Annotated in this window: 19 protein-coding genes and 1 tRNA gene; 12 read left to right on the forward strand and 8 right to left on the reverse strand. The window is 46.2% G+C overall.

The features are described from left to right. Positions 1 to 343: 343 nt before the first annotated feature. The 4 genes from ACJJH9_RS12270 (at position 344) to ACJJH9_RS12285 (ending at position 4286) form a co-directional block, all read left to right on the forward strand. On the forward strand, positions 344 to 1201 hold the full coding sequence (locus ACJJH9_RS12270) for a delta-class carbonic anhydrase (RefSeq protein WP_444922947.1): 858 nt from the start codon (positions 344 to 346) through the stop codon (positions 1199 to 1201). A gap of 276 nt (positions 1202 to 1477) precedes the next feature. Further along, a tRNA-Arg gene (locus tag ACJJH9_RS12275) sits at positions 1478 to 1554 on the forward strand. Positions 1555 to 1728: 174 nt separating this feature from the next. Next, entirely contained in the window at positions 1729 to 2898 is a 1170-nt protein-coding gene (locus ACJJH9_RS12280; RefSeq protein ID WP_252082251.1) for a patatin-like phospholipase family protein, read from the forward strand. Positions 2899 to 3446: 548 nt separating this feature from the next. Continuing rightward, positions 3447 to 4286 (forward strand): EamA family transporter, encoded by an 840-nt coding sequence (locus tag ACJJH9_RS12285; RefSeq protein ID WP_444925223.1) that lies wholly within the window; start codon positions 3447 to 3449, stop codon positions 4284 to 4286. A gap of 43 nt (positions 4287 to 4329) precedes the next feature. Here the strand turns inward: ACJJH9_RS12285 and ACJJH9_RS12290 are convergent, their stop codons facing one another. From ACJJH9_RS12290 to ACJJH9_RS12300, 3 genes are all read right to left on the reverse strand, one after another. After that, positions 4330 to 6366 carry an acyl-CoA synthetase gene (locus tag ACJJH9_RS12290; RefSeq protein WP_444922948.1) on the reverse strand — a complete coding sequence of 679 codons (2037 nt, stop codon included), beginning with the start codon at positions 6364 to 6366 and terminating at the stop codon, positions 4330 to 4332. An 80-nt stretch (positions 6367 to 6446) separates the two neighbouring features. After that, a complete protein-coding gene (locus ACJJH9_RS12295; RefSeq protein ID WP_444922949.1) occupies positions 6447 to 6827 on the reverse strand; it encodes a hypothetical protein in 381 nt (126 codons plus the stop codon). A gap of 10 nt (positions 6828 to 6837) precedes the next feature. Continuing rightward, positions 6838 to 7302 carry a hypothetical protein gene (locus tag ACJJH9_RS12300; RefSeq protein WP_444922950.1) on the reverse strand — a complete coding sequence of 155 codons (465 nt, stop codon included), beginning with the start codon at positions 7300 to 7302 and terminating at the stop codon, positions 6838 to 6840. A 193-nt stretch (positions 7303 to 7495) separates the two neighbouring features. Between ACJJH9_RS12300 and ACJJH9_RS12305 the strand changes: the two genes are divergently transcribed. Continuing rightward, positions 7496 to 7927 carry a winged helix-turn-helix transcriptional regulator gene (locus ACJJH9_RS12305; protein ID WP_444922951.1) on the forward strand — a complete coding sequence of 144 codons (432 nt, stop codon included), beginning with the start codon at positions 7496 to 7498 and terminating at the stop codon, positions 7925 to 7927. 477 nt (positions 7928 to 8404) lie between these two features. Here ACJJH9_RS12305 and ACJJH9_RS12310 read toward each other — a convergent pair whose 3' ends face one another. Together ACJJH9_RS12310 and ACJJH9_RS12315 are read right to left on the reverse strand one after the other, a co-directional pair. After that, the gene (locus tag ACJJH9_RS12310) at positions 8405 to 9658 is read right to left on the reverse strand and encodes a Y-family DNA polymerase (RefSeq protein ID WP_444922952.1); all 1254 of its coding nucleotides are present in this window, start codon (positions 9656 to 9658) and stop codon (positions 8405 to 8407) included. Beyond that, entirely contained in the window at positions 9659 to 10048 is a 390-nt protein-coding gene (locus ACJJH9_RS12315) for a LexA family protein (RefSeq protein WP_252082261.1), read from the reverse strand. 390 nt (positions 10049 to 10438) lie between these two features. On the opposite strand from ACJJH9_RS12315, the gene ACJJH9_RS12320 reads away from it, so the two are divergent. The 5 genes from ACJJH9_RS12320 (at position 10439) to ACJJH9_RS12340 (ending at position 14385) form a co-directional block, all read left to right on the forward strand. Beyond that, positions 10439 to 10972 (forward strand): mechanosensitive ion channel family protein, encoded by a 534-nt coding sequence (locus ACJJH9_RS12320; RefSeq protein WP_444886635.1) that lies wholly within the window; start codon positions 10439 to 10441, stop codon positions 10970 to 10972. Between the two features lie 273 nt (positions 10973 to 11245). Continuing rightward, positions 11246 to 11521, forward strand: a complete 276-nt coding sequence (locus ACJJH9_RS12325) for a hypothetical protein (RefSeq protein ID WP_252082264.1) — start codon at positions 11246 to 11248, stop codon at positions 11519 to 11521. After that, the gene (locus tag ACJJH9_RS12330; RefSeq protein WP_444900346.1) at positions 11521 to 12063 is read left to right on the forward strand and encodes a hypothetical protein; all 543 of its coding nucleotides are present in this window, start codon (positions 11521 to 11523) and stop codon (positions 12061 to 12063) included. The genes ACJJH9_RS12325 and ACJJH9_RS12330 overlap by 1 nt, the downstream gene beginning before the upstream one ends. A gap of 156 nt (positions 12064 to 12219) precedes the next feature. Then, entirely contained in the window at positions 12220 to 13083 is an 864-nt protein-coding gene (locus tag ACJJH9_RS12335; RefSeq protein ID WP_444922953.1) for an AraC family transcriptional regulator, read from the forward strand. Between the two features lie 135 nt (positions 13084 to 13218). Next, the gene (locus ACJJH9_RS12340) at positions 13219 to 14385 is read left to right on the forward strand and encodes a patatin-like phospholipase family protein (RefSeq protein ID WP_444922954.1); all 1167 of its coding nucleotides are present in this window, start codon (positions 13219 to 13221) and stop codon (positions 14383 to 14385) included. Between the two features lie 507 nt (positions 14386 to 14892). On the opposite strand, the gene ACJJH9_RS12345 is transcribed toward ACJJH9_RS12340, so the two are convergent. The 3 genes from ACJJH9_RS12345 to ACJJH9_RS12355 all read right to left on the reverse strand — a co-directional run bounded on the left by ACJJH9_RS12345 (position 14893) and on the right by ACJJH9_RS12355 (position 17232). Then, complete coding sequence (locus ACJJH9_RS12345) at positions 14893 to 15477, reverse strand: hypothetical protein (protein ID WP_444922955.1); 585 nt, start codon at positions 15475 to 15477, stop codon at positions 14893 to 14895. Positions 15478 to 15689: 212 nt separating this feature from the next. Beyond that, on the reverse strand, positions 15690 to 16280 hold the full coding sequence (locus tag ACJJH9_RS12350; RefSeq protein WP_444900343.1) for a hypothetical protein: 591 nt from the start codon (positions 16278 to 16280) through the stop codon (positions 15690 to 15692). A 649-nt stretch (positions 16281 to 16929) separates the two neighbouring features. Further along, on the reverse strand, positions 16930 to 17232 hold the full coding sequence (locus ACJJH9_RS12355; protein ID WP_444922956.1) for a DUF1330 domain-containing protein: 303 nt from the start codon (positions 17230 to 17232) through the stop codon (positions 16930 to 16932). A gap of 1264 nt (positions 17233 to 18496) precedes the next feature. Between ACJJH9_RS12355 and ACJJH9_RS12360 the strand changes: the two genes are divergently transcribed. Continuing rightward, positions 18497 to 18880 carry a helix-turn-helix transcriptional regulator gene (locus ACJJH9_RS12360; RefSeq protein WP_444900341.1) on the forward strand — a complete coding sequence of 128 codons (384 nt, stop codon included), beginning with the start codon at positions 18497 to 18499 and terminating at the stop codon, positions 18878 to 18880. Then, positions 18874 to 20172, forward strand: coding sequence for a type II toxin-antitoxin system HipA family toxin (locus ACJJH9_RS12365; RefSeq protein ID WP_444922957.1), 1299 nt, complete (start codon positions 18874 to 18876; stop codon positions 20170 to 20172). The genes ACJJH9_RS12360 and ACJJH9_RS12365 overlap by 7 nt, the downstream gene beginning before the upstream one ends. Positions 20173 to 20290: the final 118 nt, after the last annotated feature.

The raw sequence follows: 20290 nt of genomic DNA on the forward strand, positions 1-20290 counted from the left end.
CTGAAGCGTAATTGTGACACTAAACCTAGAGCCACGTCACATTTAGTAGACACCCTGTATTACAATTAGGTTTTAGCTTAACAATGAGATTTACTCCGGCATATGCGGAGAGTTTTATAAAAGATAGAAAAGAGAGCTAGGAATCAGGACCCAGTAATTTTTCCATTCACAGTGGAAACCGTCATTTAGCAGCTGTATTTATAAGCCAGATAGGGTGACAGGCACCCCAGGTAAGTGACTTCAGACCGATCCTAAGACGTACTAAAATCAACCATTAGTAAAATGCATCAATATAGATTACGACCAAACGCTCAACCTCGATAAACCGCAGAAGGTTATCACCGTGAAAATAAAATCTCTTTTTGTTTTAGCTGCAACAACAACCGTAGCCTTCAACACTAATGCACTAGACAGTGGTGGCGCAGTATCAGATGAAGCCATTGCAAATCAACGAGCGAATTTAGAGAAGAACACCACAGGGAGAAGCTTTGGCCCGCAATCTCCACGCGATATTGAATCAACTTCCGGAAACCATACGATTTTCTTCGCTGCCGCACCAGCTCATACAGTTATGAATTTGTGCAACATCCATTTTCATAAAAATGCTGAGCATAAAGGTGGAGAATTTACCCAGTATGCGGGCAATGGTGATGGACGTGGCTTTCTGTCAGGCTATAAATATTCCAGCACTCTTACCGCGGCCGAGTTAGCCCCACTTAATCAAGAAGTGTGCCCAAGCGATCATGGGAGTCTTTATCCGGGAGATACCATTGAAGTCCATTACGTCCACTCATCCGCCAAAATCAAGCCGGGCCCAACCTTGGGTTCCTGCTTTAATGAAGAGATTAAGAATCCACAATTGCGTGTAGAAACGCAAGTTTATGTCTTGGTGAATGATTCCACTGCTTTAGACTTTGTAAAGCTAACTGCCCATGATGAAAAAAGTGGTTTTCAACAAGCCTTGGGCATTCCTAGCAATACTGGAAAGCCAATTCAGTATTCAGGTTCCACCACCGGTCCAGATTACAATGAACAAGGCTCCCCTTATCAAGTCACCTGGAGTGTCCGCCCCAACGTTGCCAAGGTCAACATTACTTCTGTGGGCAACTGGTGCAAGGACAATATCTTTAATGAAGATCATGCTCACGGTGTAAGGAATCTGATCCAGAACCCTAAGCTTCTCTCCGAGATTAAACACTAAACACCCATGGCAAGAATAAAACTACCAGCGTGATCCTATCCAACAACAACGGACACGCCACTAAGCGGCTAACGACCCCTCAAACAGCTCAAGGCTACTAATGTATTGATGCCAAGTAATGCCATAGCTAAACCACCCCGCTTCTTGGTCAACCGGAGTAGGAGCTGACCACTACTCTCCTTTGCATGATGGTCAATATTTAACCTCAAGTACTCTTTTTCATAAAAGTACTTGACGCTCCATGGAGAAATCTATATTGTGCGCACCCTCAACGACGCGCTCGTAGCTCAGCTGGATAGAGTACCTGGCTACGAACCAGGCGGTCGGAGGTTCGAATCCTCCCGAGCGCGCCATTTCAAAAGGGCTTGCATCTCCGGATCCAAGCCCTTTTTTTATTTCTTCAGTATATAGATTCACAAGTAGTGATTGCAGGCATACGACCATACACTTCTCATTAGCCTAAGGTTATCTCGGCTTCGGCCCGGCAGCATTCACTAACTCTTTAAGTAAGAGTGGCCTGCAGTCTTATGCTTAAGCGTGCGATTTTAGCCCTACTCTGTATCCTTGTAATTTATATTGTTGCCGCTTACGTCTACAACAAGCACTTTACTCAGTCTGCCACCTTCAAAAGCTCCCCCTCCGAGCCCGAACGATCTGAAAGCCTGGATTACCTCAAAGAAAAAGACACCATCAAAATCTTGATTGTAGATGGCGGCGGTGTCCGGGGGCTCATCCCCTTATATGTGCTCAACTATATCGAGAACAAACTAAACAAACCTATTAGCGAAGTTTTTGATGTTTATAGTGGTGTATCCAGCGGTGCTATTGTAGCCAGCGGCATCAACATCCCTGAAAAATTTATTCCCAAAAACTACACCGGGCATGATTCTGCCACAGAGTACTTGATACAACTCTATAAAGAAGAAAGTGACTATTTGTTTTCCTCACCCTGGTATCATGATCTATTGACAGGCTGGGGGCTTTTTTCCCCCTCCTTCATGGGGGAACGACTCCACCGTGTACTGGAAAACCACTATACAAAGTCGCTTTCTTTTACAGACTTAAATAACTTTGTTCTTATTCCTGCACTGGACATTCACAGTGGTGAAATACACCTTTTCAAAAATCGTGGGGATGCAATCAAACAATTACCTACCGACAGCTTATACCAACTTATCACGGCAGCAGTCAGTGCCGAGACCGCCTTTCCCCCGGTAGTCTTCAAAACACCAGAGCAAACCAGAGTGCACCGTTATTTTGCCGATGCAGGTCTAGCCATGAATAACCCCACCAGTCTGGTGCTACTTGATATCCTTAAAGAGTTCCCAAATAAAAACTACTACGTTCTAATATTAGGGGCAGGTTCACCACCATTGGCCAGTAGCGAGGTAGATTATAGCGAGCTAAAAAACTGGGGGCGCATTCGCTGGATACGAGATGCTTTTTCTAATATCCAGAGATATATGGACCTTCAACAATTATACGCTCTTGATCTCGCCCAACATTTCTCCGATAGCGACCGCCTGGAATACGATTATCTCAATATCGAAATTGCTGATCCATTCGTCGATATCTTTGACTACGATTCCCTACACCATTTAAAAATTTATGCCGACCGCTTGATTGAAGAAAATCAACAGGACATACAAAGAATTATCGAGCGGCTCAGCCAGCCAGATGGAACATCTTCTCAATAGAAGCTCATGACAAGTTCGAATATTTGAGCATCTATGTTTTCGCTGATTACTAAATATTTTCTCCTACCCTTAACTTTCGATAGTTCACCTGCAGTTTTTATGCCCTAAAGATCACCTAGTTACTCAGAAAAACTGTACAGAATACGATTAGCTCGATGATGATATTACCTGTCCTTTTGTTGACCTCCTCGACCATCAACGCCATTGCCCCTTGAAATATCTCACTGTTAGACTTATTGGGCAGATAAGGATAATCCTAGGTTTTATTGTTAAGTTTTTAGGCAAGGCACCCCGACAAATCCAACTCTCCCGGCTCCACAAGATCAATACTACTTGATTGACTATTTCCATTTTCACTTTACCATGCAGAAGCAGTTTCCCAGGCAACTCCTACTAGATAGGTATCACCCATTAAATACTGAGGTATGCACACTTTCCAGAGCTTTATAAAGTAGTTACGCCCACCAGGAATTTGGATTATTTATACCAATAAAGGACGTAGCCCTAGCTTGCGCTGTGGTTATTATTTGGGGAGTTAATTTTCTGTCATCAAGACCGGGCCAGAAGAGCTGCCACCTATCCTGCTCTCTGCGCTTCGATTCCTTCTGGTTACGATTCCAGCCGTATTTTTTATCCCTTTCCCCAAAACCTCCCCGTGGAACCTACTGGGCGTTGGTATTTTTCTAGGGGTATTCAGATTTGGGCTGCTCTTCTTCGCCATGAACGCCAATGCCTCTGCGGGTGTCTCTTCGTTGATCTTCCAGGTCCAGGCCTTCTTTACTATCTTACTCAGCGCACTCCTTTTTAAAGAGGCAATAGAGCGATTCCAGCTATTCGGTTTATGTATCGCACTGGCCGGATTTTCTCTGCTTCTTTTCAGCGATGAGGGCAGCGCGACTTCTTTCGGTTTAACTCTATTATTGCTAGCGGCATTCTTTTGGGCGCTGTCGAACTTGATTATGAAACGTATCCAGGGCGTCAATCTGCTGCACTTTATGATCTGGGTCTGCCTGGTACCTCCCATACCACTTTTTGTTCTCTCCTATTTCCTGGAGAGCCAAGACCCGTTAACTCTAATTATTAGTACCAATCAGAAAACCTGGCTATCCCTTGCCTTTGTCAGTTACATCTCCACCCTAATTGCTTTCGCAATTTGGGGCAGGCTCCTTAGATCACATCCCGCTGCAGTGGTTACCCCTTTTGCTCTATTGATTCCAGTAGTAGGTATTATCATTTCTAGTATTATCCTGGACGAAAAGTTACAGGCCATAGAAATTATAGGCTTTGCGCTGATTATGGCTGGGCTTATATGCAACTCCTTATATGGTAGATTATTAGGGCTGGAAAAGCCCCTGGGCAAACCGTTCAGGCTTCCAAAGATTGAGTAGACTTGATCTCGATGCTCTCAAAGAGAGCACCCTCAGAGAAAGATTAAACAATTTCATATTTAAAGGTGTAGGGCGAAAGCTGTTCCGCAAGGGCGCCCTCCAAGCTAGGGTTCCCTCCTGTGGTAACCCTGGCAATAGTGCCAAGTACCTTATCCTGCTCTACCTTTACCTGGTTGCTGGCAGTGGCCATGTCTGTTCCCCTCACCAACTGATCAATAATCCCCTGAACACACAAACGGATCTCTTCCATTTCTAAAGCGGGCTTGAAAATCTTGCCAACCGCTGTAGTAGGGAGTTCAGCACGGAGCACAATTCTTCTGGGAATGGCCGCTCGCTCAGTAATATTTTCTTTGGCATAGGTAGTAATTGCTTCAAGCAGGGCTTTGGCCAAATCATCCATTACAACCTCATGCCCTTTGATTATCAGGGGACTAATCGCTTCCTCTGATAACTTGACGTAGGCGACAGGAACCTCTCCCGCGTGGGCATCTGGTGTACCTACCGCTGCGGCCATAGCAACGGAAGGATGCTGGCAAAGCACCTCTTCTATCAATTTGGGCTCAATATTATGCCCTCCACGTACTATCAACTCTTTTTTTCGGCCAGTGAGCCAAAAATAGCCATCTTCATCCTGCCTGCCCAAATCCCCGGTGTTAAACCAGCGCCGTCCTTGAGCATCTTCTACCCATATCCCCTGGTTATGCTCAGGGTTAAGGTAACCATTAAATACATTATTCCCATGAATCAGCAGATTACCGATTTCATTGGCCTGGCTATACCGAATGAAGTTGCCTTGCTCATCCAGCTGGGCACTTCTCATCTCTTGCAGCGGTAAACGCAGTCCGATAGAACCCACCTTCTTCACGCCATGTGGTGGCGTGAGACTACTAGCGCAAGTGCCTTCCGTTAAACCATATCCCTCTACGATTTGCACACCGGTTATACGCTCAAAAGCATTAAAAACCTCAACCGGCATAGGCGCCGCGCCGCACAAAGCCATTTGTAGGGAGGAGATATCGCACTGATTTACTGGCTGCTGCAGCAAAGTGGAATACACTGTGGGCACAGCGCTGAAGCTGTTCACGCGGTAGAACTCAATAATTTTCCAGAAATTACTGAAAACACCCTCACCTCGGTAACCTTGAGGGGTCATTAATACCACTTCGCAACCATTAATAAAGGCTGCTAGCCCCGTCACAATTGCCGCATTCACATGAAAAAGTGGCAGGCCACACAAGATAACTTTTCCTGGCCCCATAATGTCGCCAGCTACCAGACCTATACTTTTTGCATTAGCCAGTTCATTCCCGTGTGTATGGGTAGCAATTTTTGGTAGGCCTGTTGTGCCCCCGGTACAAAATAGAGAGGCGGTATCATCACTGTGGATGCTGCGTTTGAAATTCAAGTGGCTAGATGGTTGCTGCTTAAGTGCCGACTGGTAGGCTATCCGCTTTTTACCTTGCAGCGGGGGTAGCCGTCTGCGATATTGATACTGTATCGCACTAGCCGCAATACCTTTAAAACCACCTGCATGATAAGCTGGGTCCACATGGAAGATATTTTTAACCTCAGGCAAATTTGGCAAGATGCTTTCAATTTTTTCACAGATATCGGTACCAGGGAAAGGGCTCAAGGTAACGATAGCCTTTGTTTGGCTATGCCGAATCAGCTCTTCTATCTGCCTGGCCTCCAGTAGCGGATTAATGGCCAATACTTTAGCGGCCGCCTCTGCACCCCACAGTATATAGTGCGTTTCTGGTAAATTTGGCAACACAAACGCAACCGTATCATGTTCTTGAATGCCAACACTATTCAATAAATTAGCAGTTTGAATAATACGTTCAGCCAGTGTTTGATAGCTGATCTTTACTGGTTTTCTATGATCTTTGCCCGAGAGAAAAAAAGAAATCGCTGTTTGCTGGGAGTAACACTTGCACGCAGCCATTATTGCTTCAAAAGTATTGCCGCTGAACTTTTCAGTAAGCGCTTTAAGGTTGGAGAAATCTTCCCCCTCTGGTTGCTTGCCCGTTAGCAAGTAATTTTCCAAAGCCTCAATATCTTTCAAAGTTGAAGTGGACATAATATTACTCCCTGATAGCCAATCAGAATGTGGCTGTATTAAATTATTTTTTATTTTGATATATAGAAAGCAAAGCGAACCTAGCTGGATTGCTGTACGAGCCACTCCTGCTCGTCTCCGGGCTCCGGCATAACTGCCCCGCCCTCAATCACCCAACTGGCAGGAACATCAATAAGATCCACCTCACAACGAGCTGATGAACAACCCAAAAGCTGAGAGGCCATTTTGATAAAGCTATTAGCTAGAGCTGACTTGATTTTATCGCTACGGCCTGAGCGAATGGAACCCAGAATATGAAGACTACTCTTTGAACGCAAATGAATGCCTCGACTAAATACAACCTGTACAAATTGCGCGGGCGCGCCAGTTATTGTGCAGTGAGCTTCAGTGACCCCGGAGACAAGAGCTTGCTGCTCGGAGCCGGATAGTGGGCGCTGGGTGGAAATCATGTAAAGCGGCATTTGCGGCCTCTTATAAATTGATATGAGTGTTGAAGTGCCCCGTGGTGCTTTTGGATCTCACTAAACGCACCAGTGTTTTGGCTATGTAGGCAATTTGCCGCAGCGGCGGCATACGCTTGCGATTTGCACTTAGAAATTTCCTGCTGAGAGACTGGTCAGGTGCAGTAATAACGACCTCGTTTTTATTGATCCCAGTGGTGACACACCACTGCTCCAGCAGTTCGTATAAAAACAGGTGCCGCAGTTTGTTTGATGTCCCATCAGGCACGGGAGCCATCAGAGTAGCCACCGAAGATTTCTCTCCCTTCATAAAGGCCTGATCTGGCGGAACCTCCATCCACACCACCCTGGGAGTGACTGGCTGGTCCAGGTGCCCCCGGTAAGCCCGCCGTATCACCTGCTCCAACGCAGCCTTGCAGAAACTTGCTTGCGAGTCCTCGACCAGGGCGCATAACACGATAGGTTTAAAATGCATTTCGCCTCCAAATAAGTTTCATTTCGGAACTAATTTAATGCCATTAAGTTCCAAAATACAACTAAAATTGACAGGCTATCGGCCGATCTCTCAATAACCTATGGCAATATGACGGCCCGAAGCGGCTTCCAGGAAGTTTTGTTTTGGAACTGGCTTGTGAGACCATGGCGCCTTGAGCAACCCTGGGACTGCTATGAGTGAGAGTAAACCCGCTGTTCAATGTGGGATCGAAGAGGCACTTTCTGTAATCGGCGACCGCTGGAGTCTGCTCGTTGTCCGCGATGTACTGAGAGGCGTTAATCGGTTCGACTCACTTCAGGACAGCTTGCAGATATCCCGAAATATCCTCACACAAAGACTCTCCAACCTGGAAGAAGCCGGCATTCTGGTTAAGGCGCCCATTAAGCCCGGAGCACGGCGTATGCTGTACAGCCCTACCCCAAAATGCCTCGCGCTCGTTCCCGTTTTGGTTTCTCTGATTGACTGGAGTGCACACTGGTCTGAGAAAGCCAATGTGCGCTGGTCCCGTGTGATTGATAAAAGAACCGGGGAGCCTGTTCAGATAGATTTGGTGAATAAAGATGGTAAGCCGGTATCCCTGCTGGATCTGGATTTGAAATACTAAAGGGCAGCGGGTTAAGGCCCACCGAGGGGCCTGCTCTCTCCACATTTACTTATCTCGTTACCCTCCCTCGCTCCCTTCCTCGCTCCCTCCCCTCGCTCACGGCTTATAGCTAGACTGGTTTTTATCGATCGGTAACTAATCCTAACCACCCAATGCAACTTTATTGTGATCATTGCGGCCAACTCTGGAATATCGAGGATTCAGCGCTTATTTCAATACAGGAAATCTTCCGCGCTTTTCCCGATAGCAGAATTAGCGCAAAGCTGATCAAAACTTTAAAACCTGCCATTGGCCTACCCATGATGGCGGTGAAGCAATTCGCAGGCCACAAGACCTTAAAGAGCGGCCACTGTTTCTTTTGCAATGCTCAGCTGGACAATATTCCAATTCTCTTCAAAAACTGCGGCAGCTGCGGAGCGCTAAATCTCGATATTCCGAAGCAGGGCCAGCGAGCCTCTTATTAAAAAACACACCTTCTTAAACATGTACTAATGGCAGGGCCTCCCAGCGTGTGGTGTAGGCGGGTGAGCGATAGGCTTGGCGCATCTTCCAGTGCTTATGCACCCCCTCAGCCCCTAGAAAAAGAGTGCCGCGGCCAAAGCGTTGGTTGACTCTATCGAGGGCCTGCATCATCTCCGCGGCACGGGCCGGCTGGCCGGCGGTAAACATATCCCCCTGCCCCAGGGAGCTGGGCACCAGCTCCACCAGGCCCACACCGGCTTTCATAAAACGATGACCAGGGCGGTAAAGCTCGGTTATGGCCCCCTTGGCCAGGCTCGCAATCAAGCGGGTGTCATTAGTGGCATAGGGGCACTGTACCAGCGTACTGCGACTGTAATAGTGGGGCTCGTGGGGCGAGGTGTGCAGAAAGACATGTATCGAAGCCACCAAGCACTCCTGGCCGCGCAGCTTTTCTGCCGCCCGGCTGGCATAGAGACTAACTGCCTGCAGAATGGGCTGTAGTTCGCTCAATTTCTCGCCAAAAGAGCGCGTGCAATAAATCTGTTTTTTTGCCGGCGGCTGCTCCTCCAGACTCAGGCATGACACCCCATTTAATTCCTCAATGGTTCGTTCAATATTGATATTGGTGTGTCGGCGCAAGATTTTAGGATTGGCCTGGGCCAGGTCATAGGCGGTCTCTATGCCCAAGCGCCCCAAGCGCTTGGCAAGACGCCTGCCGACTCCCCAGACTTTATCGGCCGCCATGCGTTTCTGCAGCCATTGCCATTTCTGCGGAGTATCCAGGGCACAAACCCCGTTGCACTTGGCAATTTTTTTCGCTGCCCGATTGGCGAGCTTGGCCAGGGTCTTACTCGGAGCAATCCCCACACTCACCGGCATACGCACATCGCGCCACAGAGTTGTGCGAATCCGTTGGCCATAATCCAACCACTCCTCTTGTAAACCATACAGATTCAGAAACATCTCATCGATACTGTACACCTCCACCTCTGGGCTAAAGCCCTTCAGGGTCTCCATAACCCGGTGGGAAATATCGCCGTACAGTGGATAGTTACTGGAGAAGATGGCCACATTGTGCCGCCGCAACAGATGTTCAATCTTGAAGAAGGGCTGCAAATCCCCAATCCCCAGCGCCTTGGCCTCATTTGAGCGCGCCACCACAAAACCATCATTATTAGAAAGCACCACCACCGGCCTCCCCCTTAAGTCGGGCCGGAATATCTGTTCACAGCTTGCGTAGCAGCTGTTGCAATCCACCAGTGCCAGCATTCAGAGAGGGCGGTGATAACGAATGGAGGCTTTAACCACCCCTTCAACAATCAATTCCTGCCCTTCCCAAACCGGTATCGGCGGGTAACGATCGTTGGCCGACAGCAACCGCCCATGATGTCGATCCAGTACTTTGCAGGTGAGTTGACCATCCAAAGCCACCACCACCACATCGCCGTGTACTGGCGTTAGTGAACGGTCAACAACCAAAAGGTCGCGGTCGAAGATCCCCAAGCCCTGCATGGAATCGCCATTGGCACGAGCCATAAACGTGGCAGCCGGATGAGTGATCAAATGCTGATCGAGGCTGAGGCTTTTCTCTTTGTGGTCATCCGCCGGGGATGGAAAGCCCGCGGCCACACCGTGACTGTAGAGAGTCGCTAGTTTCATAGGATTTCACTCGATACTGTATATATATACAGTTTAGGGGGAATTTGCCAATTCCGGCAAGAACGATGGCTGACCAGCGAGCCGCCAGCCGTGCTCGCTACAGGCCCATAGCAAGGCTGCAAAAGCACAGCACACACTAAAACGGGTACCCTGTAGCAGGGACCCGCAAGGTGTAAATACCTTCTACGAGCTATTCGAATATGTTGTGAACCCAGTGCACTCTTGGGTAAAGCCAGGCAATGGACCACAATCTCCCTCCAAGTGGCCGCTTGGCAGCATAGCTGCCTGGGATTATGATCCGCGCAACAGGCGGGTAATGATCGATGACAAGGCCTGCCCTAAAAAGGCAACAGCCCCCCGGGCAAACACAGTACGGAGACGAGACAAAAAATGAATTTGGCTATAGCGGCACTGATCGTGGCCTCCTATTTTATCTGCATGAGGCTTAGCTCCTCCGCTATCAACCGGTTCGGGCAGGCCAGGGCGGTGAAGCCCTATCGCCTCAAATATATCTCCAAGACCATCAGTATTGCCGTCTTGGTATTCCATCTGGTGCTGCTGATCAGTGCCCTGGGGTTTGAATACACCCAGGTTTCCATTTTTCTCTCCTCCGTGTTCGCAGTAATTGGCGTAGCACTTTTTGCTCAGTGGTCGATACTGAGTAATATTACCGCCAGCCTGATTATTTTCTTTGGCTTTCCCTACCGGGTTGGCGACCAGATTCGGGTGATAGATAAAGACGATGATATCTCCGGCACTATTGAGGAGATCACACTATTCCATGTTCTCATCAGGCGCGGCGAAGAATTAATTACTTACCCAAACACTTTAATTCTGCAAAAAGGCGTAATCAAAAACCCCAGCAAGCAGCCGACTGAAGCACCTGCAAAGCTGCCGGAAGCCGGCCAGACTGAAGCGCAATAGCTCTCTACCTTCCCGCCCTCAATTCAGGGCGGGAAACCTGAAAGCGACAAGTCCTCTCTGGAACTTTTGTACCAACGCGCCCTTCTCTTCCATACAGAAAACCATGCCATCTGGCTGGCTACACCTAAATAACAAAAAACAGGCCCACAAAATCTCTACAAAAGGCACAAAAAAAGTTCTTACCACTTCCCATCTCCAGCGAAGTAATTTGCTTCAACCGTCTCAATAGTTAAAAATGCGCAAGATTCAATGAAATTGGCTTTAAGGGACTGCATGACCGATACCCTCAAAGATATACTCCACTTCGTACAGGAAATGGGCCTGAAAAATGGCTTGTTTGTCATTTTTTTCATCTTTGCACACTATTTATTGTTCTGGATGTACAGTGGGCGATTGAAAGATCGTCAAGTTGAAATTGATCGACTAGCGGCAGATAATAAGGAGTATCGGGATAGGTTCCTCAAGCTGATGGATAATGCCTTTTCCTATTCTCCGCCCACCAGAAAAGTGGCCCCAAAAAAGCCAGTTAATGAAAAGGAGTTTGAGTAGTGCTCTCCATATTGCTCGCGATCGCTCTTCTCTTCATTGCAATTCAGTTATACCGGCTTCATGAGATAAGAAAGCACGACCAACACCTGTTCGAGTTTTGTCAGCTGCGGAGAGATACGATCGCGTATCTCTCTAATTCCTATGAGAATCTCTCCAGAACAGATTATATTGCCCTCAGGAAGATCAATGATGCGCTGAGCAGCATCATAGCCGGCTACAAAGAACACAGAACCGTTGTCTTTAACTACCGCCTGTTTATCGAGTACCTGGATGAACTCAAAGCCTTTGAGAAAAAAGCCGAGAAGATATCCACCGGCAACAAAGATATTCAAGACCTGCTCAAAAGAATCCACTGCTCCATTTTCAAAGCCTTCCTGGCATTTACTCCCCACCTGAAATCAGAACTTGCATTTTCCCTCATGATGAAACTGATTTCCCTTGGCGTTAAGGCGGGGGTTAAATCTCTAAAAGACTACTTATTACGCCTCAAAGAAGCAAAGGTTATGGTGAACACCTTCAAAGGGTCTTCTACCCCCTGTTAGCCCCTAGTAGCAAATTTGGGGGCCTATGCCCCCGCCATCGCGTCCACTCCCCGCACTCAAACCCAACAGTCCCTCCTGAGGCGATATCCAGCAATTTTGGTCAAGTGCCAGACACACACAAGTCCTAGAATACTTTCATAAGAAGAGGTGACAGCTATGGCAAAGTATAGGGATAGGTTTGTGCAGGTACTGCACTATATTGAGGAAAACCTCGACTCCGAACTCGATATCGACAAACTCTGCCAATACAGCAACTTGTCTAAATATCATTTTCACCGGCAATGCTCCGCCTTTTTTGGAATACCGGTAATAGCCGTAATCAGGCGATTGAGATTAAAAAGGGCGGCCTATCAACTCACCTATAGAGACAAAAAGGTAGTGGATATCGCCCTGGAGAGTGGCTACGACAGCCACGAGGCCTTTACACGAGCCTTTAAGAAACTCTTTGGCAAGAGCCCCTCAGAATTTCGCCGCGCCCCAGACTGGGAGGTTTGGCATAAGCGCTATGAACCAATTACAGCACTTAGGAGTCACTTAATGGGAAATACAGCGAAATACGAAGTAACCATTGTTGAGTTCCCCGAGACTCAACTCGCCGCCATGGAACATAGAGGCCCAGCCCACCACCTGGGTACTACCATCAAACAGTTTATCCAGTGGCGGAAGGCTCAAGGGCTTTCACCACGTAATAGCAGAACTTTCAACCTGGTTTATGATGACCCAGTAACCACGCCCCCTGATCAATACAGATTTGATGTCTGCTGTACCGTGCAATACCCCATTGATGCCAGTGAAAGGAATATAGTCAACAAAGTAATTCCGGCAGGGAAATGCGCAGTCATAAGGCACTTAGGCAGTGACGATACCATTGGAGCGGCTGTTCAGCATCTATACTTTCATTGGTTGGATCATTCAACTTTTGCAGTTCGTGATTTCCCGATCTTTTTTGAGCGGATAAATTTTTTTCCCGAAGTACCTGAGAGTAAAATCATTACAGATATATTTCTTCCCATAGAATAAAATATCTAACAGCAAGGGTTGAGAAAATACAATAAATATGCAACTAAGAAGCGTTCCATAAATCACTCAAAATAATAAAACTAATCCTACCACCTGCACTCTCTATGATATGGATTAAAGAGCACAGGTCGCCCCATGAAAACCAGCCACATATCGACCATCCTGGTCGTTGTTATCATTGCTTTTGTGGGGCTATTTTATTTCTACAATTATCGCCTAACCCAGAGCATTAAATTTAACGCTTACCCGGTTACAGACGAGTTTATTAATAGCAATGACTCTCTCAAAGACAAAGATACTATTAAAATTCTGATTATAGACGGAGGGGGTATACGTGGATTAATACCACTCTATGTTATCCAATTTATAGAACAACAGACTGGCAAGCCTATTGATGAACTATTTGATGTTTTTAGCGGAGTATCAACTGGCGCCATCATTGCCACAGGGCTCAATGTCACCCAGATACCAAATCAAGAAGGTATCCCAGAAAAAATAGACTCAAGAACTAAAACTGAGAAAGTAATCGATATTTATAAAAATGAAAGCAGATACCTATTTTCATCACCCTGGTATCACAAATTAATGAGCGGGAATGGTTTTTTCTCGCCTCGCTTTAGCGGAGAGCGCCTACGCAACACCATCGAGAAACACTATACCGATGAAATAAATTTCACTGATCTAAAAAATTACATCATTATACCTTCTTTCAATATACATACAGGCCAGTTACATCTGTTCAAAAACCGTGGCGAAACGGTTAACAAACTGCCAACGGACACACTGTATCAACTGGTCACCGCCGCAGCTAGTGCAGAGACCCTATACCCTCCTGTCGATTTTATAACTACTGGGCGGGATATTCGTCACCGCTATTACGCTGATGCCGCTATATACGCAAACAACCCCACCAGTATTATATTACGCGATATCATTAAAGAATTTCCGGGGAAAAACTACTATGTGTTGATTCTCGGATCCGGCACATCACCATTGGCCACAATGGAGACCAATTACAGGAACCTAAAAAGTTGGGGGAAAATTAACTGGCTTCAAGATCTTATATCCGGTGTGCAAAGGTCCATGGATGACCAACAACTATATACTCTGGAGATTGCAAGCTCTCTAAGTCCTAAAGGAAGAATCAGTTATAACTATTTAAACGTGGAAATTATCGACCCATATGTCGATCCATTTGACTACAAATCAATCGATAAACTAAAAATTCTTGCCGATAGACTGATCAGTGAAAACCAAGTAGAGATTGATCAGGTAATCAGTAACCTCAAGCAGAATGGGTAATTATTACTCTAAAACACCTTCCACACAGGTATAGTTTGCTTTTCATCACGGTAAACATTACTGTTTCCCGGTGAGACATTCACAGGTGCGGCAATCAGTATGGCAACTGGAAAATTGACGCTGGTAATATGCATACTCCTAGTGTTTTTAGGAGCCTCCTCACTCTCCTTGGCGAGGAGCCTCAATGAGCAGGAGGCCCGCAAAAGATGCCTGAGAACCTGCAAGCATGTTTACTATCGGTGCCTTAAAAATAACCGGGAGATTCCAGCCGACTGTGTTAGCGATAAGAGATTCTGTGATTTTATTTGCTATGACGATGATCTCTATTATCGCGAGCGGGACTACCTAAAGCGACTCCATAGGCGCAACCGCTGGTATTAATAGTTGATTCTGGGGCAGACCTCAAGACATAGAGATAAGAGGGATTAAATAGAGAAATTAAAGAACCAACATTCTCAAACCCCTGATGCCTTAAACTGCCCTTGCACACCCAGGCAATAAACCACTTTAAAATTGCAATATTCCAATCAGTTCTCCTGAAGCATTTTTAGAGTTCAACTTTTGGACAGAGCGCACAAAGTAACCAGAGTGACTTTCTAACACATTAAGCCTTATAGTATCTCCCGTCTCAACCGAGTCAAAAAAACGTTGATTTACACATGTAGAGTAAGGCTGACCATAATCAATACTATAGCAAGTATGTCCCAAGCGACCTGTCCTCACCCCTTTACGGGTAACAACCTGCTCAAAGCTAGCCTCTTCGCCAAACGTATTTGTATAGTATGCGGGGATAGCATAATACACCGTTCCCCAAGTCAGCCCATAAGAAATTAAATACCACAGAACCCAGTAAATACCCCGAATAACAATATTCGAGCGGATTATCTTGTTTGAGGGGTGCTTATCCAGGAGAGCAGGTAGAACCCAAATCGCAGCCAAAAGCCCAACAATTACACCACCATAGCCTGGATTCTCATAGAACTGGTATCTACCAACGCTGGCAGAACCCATCAATAAAAGCACTATCGTCATGGATACCAGGGTATAAACTTTTTCTTTGCCACTGGCCCCCTCACGAAAAAGAAAACTCACAAGCTAAACCTCATCAAGAAGCAATAAAAAATATAATCGGCAATCAAGACTACCTGCCCAACCCAACAAACTGGCCGCAAGGAAAGCAATTTTTACAGCGCTATTAGTGCAGATATAAGAGAAAGAATACAACTCTATTTTTAACAGCGGAACGGTAGAAAAATATAAAGCCGGGAAGCTAATAATTAAACATCAGCCTCCCTAAAAACGCTCTAAGCATCCAGAAAGCTATTAATGGCTGTAATACCTTTATAAGCCATAACCCCCGCCTGGCGTATAATCGTCTCTTTGTACTTGCTGAAGGTGGCACTTTCAGCCAAGCGATGATCTATACAGCTCATCATATTAATAACCTTAGCCGTGTGGCTCTTGTAGATCAGGGGACCCTGAACCACAGAATAACCGAAACTTTTCAGTCCGATTAGCTCTCTACCGGTCACCCTAAAAATACGATCCAGAGGGTCACCACTCTTAAAGTCTTTATTAGCGATAGTCGAGGAAGTCGGCCGGGAAACCAGCTCCACCTCAGCTTTGGCGTGTACGGCTCCCAATATCCATGCGTCATTCAAAATAATTGACCAGGTTTTTGTTCTCAACACTGAGCCGTTATCTCTTGAATTGGTTGGCCCAAAAACCTTTAATGCCTCATGCAAATCTTCAATACTACCAGCGACGATCTTTCCATCCTTAGTGGTGGCAGCATTATTGTAAACCTGCCAGCAAGCTTCGATATGTTGCGCGGTACGATCGGCCGGATTCAAAAGCCCCTCGATCTCTTTTTTGAAATCACTTTCGATATACATATATAGTCCTTTAAATCTATAAGGGAAAAATTCCAGATAGTGCGGCCACCTTATGTATTAAATGCCGAGGCCAATAGTTTCCCGCCCCACAAGAGCCCATTCCTTTCATATGGGTTCTGCCACAAGAACCTGAACACCAGTACCAAATAATATTGCCCTGACCAATCACCAAACCAGTAGCTTTTGTGAAGAGCTAGGTATAGCCACAACATGTCAGAATTGACAAATGTAACCTTTTTCGAGATTACTTGCTTACCTTTGAATGTCAACATCCTTAATGATTTTTATTAGGGCAACTAGAAGAGGCTCACACTTTTTTCTATTGAACCCCTTCTCCCCCTAAAGCCTGCCATGTGGATTTTGATAAAATTCATGATCAGGTAAATCTCAGAAGCACAAACCAAAATCCTCAAGTACCATTTGTCTATGCAACACAAATAGCACAAGGATACCAAGTGGAAAATTGCTAACGAATATAGCCCCGCATCACTAATGACATTGGATCATAAAGTGGGCCCAGACCCTAAAAATTTATCGGCTGACATACAGGGAATATAAACTGAAAATGTAAAAGAAGCCCAGAAAAGCTGGGGACCAAAAATCTGAACCCTGGCAGGAATTAACAATGCACCCCATACTTCACACTCCACTAAGTATGCTTTTCATAGCCAGCTATAATCGTTGTACTAAGAACCGACAACTCAAAATACTTTTTCTTTACAGCCGTATATTTAGGACTGGAGAAAAAGTCATTCATTATCTGCTCAGATGGACACCTGATTGTAAACACACGATTTATTTTAAAATTACTCTCAGATTTCAACACCTCTGACACCCTAAAATCATAGCCAAACGAACCACCATAAGACTCCAATATAGGCCTCATAGCGTCACGATATACTTGGTAGACATCATCATTACTGACATCCAAACCTACTAGCATCTCATACATTTCAGCACTCCAAATCCAACCTTCGATTACTCTCTGGGTGATACATTTCTGCCTAGGAACTTGGCTAATTGATAACTAGTCTCTCCCCTAAACCAAAATCATAAACGTTTCGCTTTACACCAAGCATAATAGGATTTCGCATTGCGTCCCAAATACATACTGCTGCACCAACAAGCCAGAAAGCCCCCAGGAATTAATAAGAGGGTGGTATTCCCTTCCTGAGAACCCAGATATAGTAAAAACACTATACTAGCCAGCACAGAGAGAAGTGATACAGCTCTATACAAAGGATTATCAAAAGCCAGTAATAAAGCGGCCGCTAAATAACTAGCAGGTATGCCAATGAGCACCCAATGCTCCCACGAGGCCGCATAAAAATACACCATAGCGCTCCCGAGTACGGCAAGTAAGAACTGCAAAAACTCCCAAGCTACTAAATATTTCGGCTTCCGTATCAGCTCACCGGGTATATTTTTAATCCAGGGATACTGATCCTCTCCACGATTAAAATTTCGAAATCGGATTTTCATCAGTGTTGTGTGTCAAAAATGCCAGTGGCTGGTTATACATAACATTCTTACAATAGTATCCAAATAGCGAGTTACAAATATGCCGCGCAATAAACTCAACTCAGAAACTCATCCTTTTACCTCCTATAGCCTCCTGCCAACCCTAAGCGCTACTTCTATTCTTCTGCAGATATAGAAGCTTCTATCCAATCCATAAAATAAGAAATACGAGCATTGTTTTACCCACCGTATAATCCCTCCATGATAGCTGAGCAAATCCCTTCCACTGGTATCCCAGCCACCAAACATCAATTCTTGTTTTTCATTGATATGAACCAAGCCCACACCCTCTCCATTGCCCGTCACCCCCACAAGTGGAGCCATGATTTTGTGGGATCAAAAGTGTAGGAGATACAACATCTGTCAACACTGGAAAGCTCTATGTAAAGAAATGCGATGTGAGCTATTAGGTTTCGCCTCTCTTTACCATTGTCGGTAACTCTCTTCCCGGCCAACTGGATATCCCTACCTACCCATCTCATCCCTGCCATGAGGGAGAGGTATCCGCTTCACAGTTTAATTAGCGACTCCCTGCACTACTCTAAAAGATGCTTTTACACCTAAAAAAAGGTTAGACTAAGCTTAAAAGGTATAAATGCACCTATTAATGACATGTTATCCAATCTTGCTATAATAGACAAAAAATCACCTATTAAAGTAGATTTTCACTCATAAAAGATTGAAAAACAGCTATTATGAACTTCCATGGACAATCCGATAAGCAGATACTTGCGACACTGGGCGACCGGCTTAGAGAGTATCGCTTGCGCATGAATCTCACCCAGGATGATATGGCTGAACGCGCCGGCTTATCCACCTCCACCATCAAAGGTTTAGAGGCTGGTCGCGGCAGGCTAGACAGCTTGGTCGCCGCACTGAGAGTCCTACGCCGGTTGGACGCACTGGAAGCTTTTCTCCCGGCTCCAACAGTCAGCCCTATGCAACTTGCTCTTCACGGCAAACAGCGAAAAAGAGCCAGAGCCTCTAACGCTGAGAAAGCACTTAAAGAGACCTCTGCAGAAAGCCCCCCCAAGACACGCACAAGCAAAAATAAAAAGAGAGGTAAACCAGAATGGTAAGCCAAACAAATACAGCAGTGGTGCAATTATGGGGAGAGATAGTTGGAGCCGTCCACTGGGATAGTACTGGGTATGGAGCCTTTGAGTACGCACCGGAATTTCTGCAGAGTGGATTGGATATTGCTCCAATTACCATGCCTATCGAAGCTTCAAAGGAGCCCTATACGTTCCGCACTCTCAGCCGGGACACCTTTAAGGGCTTACCGGGGCTCCTTGCAGACTGCCTGCCGGACAAATTCGGTAATGCCGTTATTGATGCCTGGCTCGCCCGGCAGGGGAGAACTCCGGAAAGCTTTAACCCTATTGAACGACTTTGCTATACCGGTACCCGTGGAATGGGCGCACTGGAATTTCAGCCTGCAGTAGATGGTAGTTTTAGGGATTCCGTCGATCTCAATATTGAAGAGCTGGTAAAACTAGCAGCAACAATCACTCATAAGCAGACGGACCTTAACGCCCAACTTGGCAACAGCGATGCGGAGAAATCCGGTGCACTGCTGGACATATTAAGAGTGGGCACTAGCGCTGGGGGCGCCAGAGCAAAAGCAGTTATTGCCATCAATAACAAAGGAGATATACGTTCAGGCCAAGTTCCCGCATCCCGTGATTACGATTATTGGCTACTAAAATTCGATGGTGCCGGAGACCTTGAGTTCGGTACAACCGATGGGTATGGACGCATTGAATATGCTTATCATCTGATGGCCATCGAAGCCGGTATTAACATGGCAGACTGCCAGCTCTTGCAAGAAAATGGCAGAGCGCACTTTATGACGCGGCGCTTCGATCGGGTGAATGGCAAGAAACTACATATGCAGTCTCTCTGCGGCATCGCGCACCTGGATTTCAACATGGCTGGTGCCCATTCATACGAACAAGCCTTTAGCGTTATGCGTGAACTTTACCTGCCCAAGAATGAGGCGATTCAGCAATATCGCCGAATGGTATTCAATGTTTTAGCCAGAAACCAGGATGATCATACAAAGAATATCGCGTTCCTGATGAACCCCGAAGGCGAATGGTCTCTATCGCCGGCATTCGATGTAACCTATGCCCACAATCCGGGCGGCGCCTGGACCAGCCAGCATCAGATGAGTATCAACGGCAAACGCGACCACTTCCAACTTGAGGATTTGCTTGCCGCGGGAAGAGCAATCAGTATTAAACGGCCCATGGATATTATTGAAGAGGTAGCAGCAGCTGTGAAGCAATGGCAGGGCTTTGCTGAACGCGCTGGGCTTTCTGAAAGCTGGACAGTCGAAATCAGTCAAAACCACCGACAACTCTACTGATAGATAATCAAAATAGTAAAGCCTGTAAGGAGCGCGGCTCCACTAAGTAGAAGCGCAACAGTAGGAACACTGTAACCCCTCTGCTTCTGTAGATACTCTTATCACAGCTTCCCAGCTG

It is taken from the genome of Microbulbifer mixtoriginis (SeqCode), assembly GCF_052466715.1.